This is a genomic window from Bradyrhizobium pachyrhizi, assembly GCF_001189245.1.
Classification (GTDB): Bacteria; Pseudomonadota; Alphaproteobacteria; order Rhizobiales; family Xanthobacteraceae; genus Bradyrhizobium; species Bradyrhizobium pachyrhizi.
The window spans coordinates 8,075-12,345 of record NZ_LFIQ01000091.1; the positions used below are offsets into that span (position 1 = coordinate 8,075).

At 64.8% G+C, this 4,271-nt stretch carries 5 protein-coding genes and 1 pseudogene; 2 read left to right on the top strand and 4 right to left on the bottom strand.

Going from position 1 to position 4,271, the window contains the following annotated elements; translation table 11 throughout:
* The coding region (locus AKL29_RS22060) for a LysR substrate-binding domain-containing protein (protein ID WP_244482292.1) at window positions 1–635 on the top strand (635 nt) is incomplete at its 5' end.
* A gap of 63 nt (window positions 636–698) precedes the next feature.
* Window positions 699–905 carry a hypothetical protein gene (locus AKL29_RS22065; RefSeq protein ID WP_016841536.1) on the top strand — a complete coding sequence of 69 codons (207 nt, stop codon included), beginning with the start codon at window positions 699–701 and terminating at the stop codon, window positions 903–905.
* A gap of 192 nt (window positions 906–1,097) precedes the next feature.
* Here AKL29_RS22065 and AKL29_RS22070 read toward each other — a convergent pair whose 3' ends face one another.
* The 4 genes and pseudogenes from AKL29_RS22070 to AKL29_RS22085 form a co-directional block, all read right to left on the bottom strand.
* Window positions 1,098–1,775: a DsbA family protein gene (locus AKL29_RS22070; protein ID WP_050385618.1), complete on the bottom strand. Its 678-nt coding sequence runs from the start codon at window positions 1,773–1,775 to the stop codon at window positions 1,098–1,100.
* 36 nt (window positions 1,776–1,811) lie between these two features.
* Window positions 1,812–2,549: a sulfite exporter TauE/SafE family protein gene (locus AKL29_RS22075; protein WP_050385619.1), complete on the bottom strand. Its 738-nt coding sequence runs from the start codon at window positions 2,547–2,549 to the stop codon at window positions 1,812–1,814.
* A 136-nt stretch (window positions 2,550–2,685) separates the two neighbouring features.
* Window positions 2,686–3,406 (bottom strand): annotated as a pseudogene (locus tag AKL29_RS22080) (LrgB family protein).
* Complete coding sequence (locus AKL29_RS22085) at window positions 3,403–3,789, bottom strand: CidA/LrgA family protein (protein ID WP_050385620.1); 387 nt, start codon at window positions 3,787–3,789, stop codon at window positions 3,403–3,405. The pseudogene AKL29_RS22080 and the gene AKL29_RS22085 overlap by 4 nt, the downstream one beginning before the upstream one ends.
* Between the last annotated feature and the right edge of the window lie 482 nt (window positions 3,790–4,271).

Genomic DNA, 4,271 nt, shown 5'->3' on the forward strand with positions numbered 1-4,271 from the left:
GCGCGCGGCCGAAGGGGCTACTGCGGCTCGAGGTGCAAGGCACGCTCGCGCGGCACTTCCTGCTGCCGAACCTGCCGGGCTTCCTCGCCGAATATCCCGACATCGAGATCAACATGAGCGAGAGCGACCGCTGGGTCGATCTGATCCGCGAAGGCGTCGACTGCGTGCTGCGCTTCGGCAAGCTGCCCGACAGCGACATGATCGCGCGGCAGGTCACGATGCTCGAGCGGTTGACCTGCGCGACGCCGGATTATCTTGCGCGCTTCGGCACGCCGGTCGATCCGTTCGCGCTCGATGGTCATCGCATGATCGGCATCCGCTCGCTGACGACCGGACGCCTGCGGCCGATGGAGTTCGTGATCGACGGCGCGCTGAAGCAGTTTCCGCTGCCGGCGCCGATGTCGGTGACCGGCCCCGAGAGTTATCTGGCGAGCGCCAAACTCGGCCTCGGCCTCGTGCAGGTGCCGCGCTTCCATGCCGAAACCGATCTGGCAAACGGAACGCTGGTCGCGGTGCTGCAGCAATGTCCGCCGCCCTCGGTGCCGGTAAACCTGCTCTATCCGCGCAACCGTCAGCTTTCGCCGCGCGTGCGCGTGTTCATCGACTACGTGATGCGGGCGTTCGCGCGCAGTTGATCGATCGCCGGAACCACAGCGAGCCCGGCGACGTTATGCTTCCGACACCGGAGGGATTAAGCGATGCGGACCTTTTTCGGCATGATTTTGGGCGCGCTGCTGCTGATATGTGGCGTTTATGTCTATGACTCGATGCGGACATCGAGCGTCGCGAATGGCGAGGTGGCGCAGGACACGCGCACCATCGTCAATTGGGACGTCGCAGCGCATGACTGGAACCTGCTGAAGACGCGCACCCGCGAGCAGTGGGACAAGATCGCGGCGAAGTAACGATTCCTTTCAAGCCGACACAATCATATCCGCAAAACCTGTCATGCCCGGCCTCGTGCCGGGCATCCACGTCTTTGCTTCACTTCGACAGAAAGACGTGGATGGCCGGGACAAGCCCGGCCATGACGAAAATCAACGAGACGAGCACTTCGCACGGACCCGTCAGCGCTCCTCAACAGAAGGCGCCAAAGGCTAATTCTGCTCGGTCTTGCGGCCCATATTGGCCTTGCGGGCGTCGGCGATCACCTGCTCGAACTGATCCATGCTGAGCACGCCCGGCACGCGGTACTTGCCGACGATGAATGACGGCGTGCCGTTGAATCCGAACGCCAGCGCCTGCTCGTTGTTGCGCGAAAGGATCGCGTCGATCGCCTTGGCGTTGGCGTCGTGATCCTTCTTCAGGCGGTCCATGTCTAGGCCGGCGCCCGAGAGCAACTCGGCGATGCGCGGCTCGGTGATGCGCGAATTGACCGAGATCATCGCCTCATGTGCGACGTCGAACTTGTTCTGGTACTTCGCCGCCAGCGCCATCCGCGCCGCGACCTTGGAGACCGGCCCGAGGATCGGCCAATCCTTCAGCACGAGGCGGACCTTGCCGTCGTCCTGCACCACCTGGCGCAGTTCCGGCGCGAGCTTGCGGCAATAGGGGCAGTTGTAATCGAACCATTCGACGATGGTAATGTCGCCCTTGGGGTTGCCGATCACCGGAATATCCGGATCGCGCAGCACCTGCTCCTCGGTCAGGACATTGTCATCCTCGGCGCGCGCGGCGCCCGTGGCCATGAGCGCAATGCCGGCACCGATCAGGCCGAGCGCGCCGCGGCGGGTGGCACCGGCGTTGATCACGGGCGATTTCGTCAGTTGGTTCATGGCTGGCTTTCGCAAGAGCTCTTCGCCCTTCTACGTTCAGGACACATTGATGTTACGCAGCAGCATATAGATCGCCACCACGATAATCACAGTCGCAAACACGATATTAAGCGCGCCGCGCCGTTCCGACAGGTGCCGGGCGCTGCGTGTGCCCAAAAGGCCGCCCGCGATGCCGCCGGCGACGAATAGCCCCGCCAAGCCCCACGACACCAGCCCGGACCACGCATAGCTCAGGGCCGTGGTCATGCCGAAGGCGGTGACGGCAACCAGCGAGGAACTCACCGCGTTCATGATCGGCATCCCGGTCGCCAGCATCAGCGCCGGCACGATCAGGAAGCCGCCGCCGATGCCGAAGAAGCCGGACATGGTTCCGGTGGCAAGCCCGAGGCCGATGATCGCGGGCATGTTGGACATCGAGATCTTGACGTCGGTCAGCCCGACCCGCGCGCGATTCTTCAGCATCAGGCCCGCGATGGCCAGCATCACCAGCGAGAACAGCGCGAGCAGCTTCTGCCCCTCCAGCATCTTGCCGAGGATGGAGCCGCCGAACGCGCCCAGCATGCCCGACAGCGCGAACACCAGCGCGCAGGACCAGATCACGGTGCCGCCGCGGGCGTGGTTGGAGAGATTGACCGCCGCGTTGGCGGCGACCGCGATCGCCGAGGTGCCGATCGCGACATGCGGCTCCGGCACGCCGACCACATAGACCATCAGCGGCACGGCAAGGATCGAGCCGCCGCCGCCGACCAGGCCCAGCGAAAAACCGACCAGCATGCCCGATGCCAGTCCAAGCACGCTTTGAGTTGCGGAGAAGACCAAGGGGGAACAGACTCGCGTTTGAGGCGGCGACCCTAGAAGGATTTGCTGCTCAACGCCATACCAATAGCACAAAACTGCCCTGCAGCCGGGATCAGCGCAGCAGATATGTCACAGCCAGCGGCACCAGCAGCGAGGTGACCAGCGCATTCAGGCTCATCGCGATCCCGGCAAAGACGCCGGCGACCTCGTCGACCTGGAAGGCGCGCGCGGTGCCGATGCCATGGGCGGATGCCCGCCGCAAAGCCACGGGCGCGAAAGTCGGTGATGCCGGTGAAGTTCATCAGGGGCGTGACGATGATCGCGTCCATGATGCCGGTGAGGATCACCGACACCGCGGTCAGCGAGGGATCGGCGTGCAGGGATTCGCTGATGCCCATCGCGACGCCGGCGGTGACCGATTTCGGCGCCAGCGACAGGATGACGTCGCGCGGCAGCCCGAACGCCTGCGCCAGCAGCACCACCGAGACGATCGCCGTCAGCGAGCCGATCGCGAGCGCAACCAGCATCGGTAGGATCGCCGCCGCGACCCGCCGGCGGTTCTCGTAGAGCGGCACCGCAAGCGCCACCGTCGCCGGTCCGAGCAGAAAGTGCACGAACTGCGCGCCGGCAAAATAGGTGGTGTAGGAGGTTCGGGTCAGCAGCAGGAACACGCCGATGATCCACACCGAATGCAACACGGGATTGGCGAGCGGGTGCCGCCTTGTCTTCAACGACACCGCGTCGGCCACCGCATAGGTCAACAGCGTCACCGTCAGCCAGAGCAGCGGCGATTGCGAAAGGTAGACCCAGAGCGAGAACGGATTGTCGCTCACAGCCGCTCCTCCTCGCGCGAAAACAGGCTGCTCGCCGCAACGAAGGTTGCAACCGTCGCCAGCAGGGTGACGATGACCGAAACCCCGAGGATCACCAGGACCGCGATGCCGTGCTCGGCGAGCAGATCGAGCTTCTGCACCACGCCGACGCCGGCCGGAATGAACAGCAGCGAGAGATTGGCGAGCATGCCGCGGCTCGCGCTCTCGACACCGTCATCGCCAAGCGGCCCGCGCGCCAGCGCCGGAAAGCGGTCGCGCGCCAACAGCAGCAACAGCAGCAGCACGAGGCCAACCACCGGGCCCGGCACCGGTACCGCCAGCGCGCGCACGGCGACTTCGCCGACCAGCTGGCAGAGCAGGATCAGGCTGAGGCTGGCGATCATGGCGGGAAGCTCACGCGAGACATCCGCCTATCAGGTCGTTGTGGCGGGACCTTGTCAATGCGCGGATCTTGAATGCGTGCGCAGGTCTTGGGCGCCGCCGCTCTCAAATCCGCTACACCTTCTCAGACCGTCATCCCCGCTTGTCATCCCTGCGAAAGCAGGGATCCATAACCACCGCATTCGGTGATGACCGGGATCGTGGCCCCAGCAAGCGCAACAATTGAGATTCGGGGTAATGGGTCCTGGCCTTCGCCAGGACGACACGGGGTGTGTGGCGCGGCCTGCATCCACAATCGTCCCTGCGAAAGCAACACGCGCCTCGACCAGCCCCGTCATCCCCGCACAAAGGCTTCGCCTTTGTCGCTGGAGGTGCGCGCTCTTGCGCGCCGCGAAGGATGCACGGCCCAGATGTTTCCGCATGTTGTTTCCTGACGACCGAGAGTGGGGCCGTCGACCCTTCGAGACGCCGCTTCGCGGCTCCT

Coding starts and splice junctions, on each gene's coding strand:
- AKL29_RS22065 (WP_016841536.1), top strand. CDS start 699: ATGCGGACCTTTTTCGGCATGATTTTGGGCGCGCTGCTGCTGATATGT.
- AKL29_RS22070 (WP_050385618.1), bottom strand. CDS start 1,775: ATGAACCAACTGACGAAATCGCCCGTGATCAACGCCGGTGCCACCCGC.
- AKL29_RS22075 (WP_050385619.1), bottom strand. CDS start 2,549: ATGCTGGTCGGTTTTTCGCTGGGCCTGGTCGGCGGCGGCGGCTCGATC.
- AKL29_RS22085 (WP_050385620.1), bottom strand. CDS start 3,789: ATGATCGCCAGCCTCAGCCTGATCCTGCTCTGCCAGCTGGTCGGCGAA.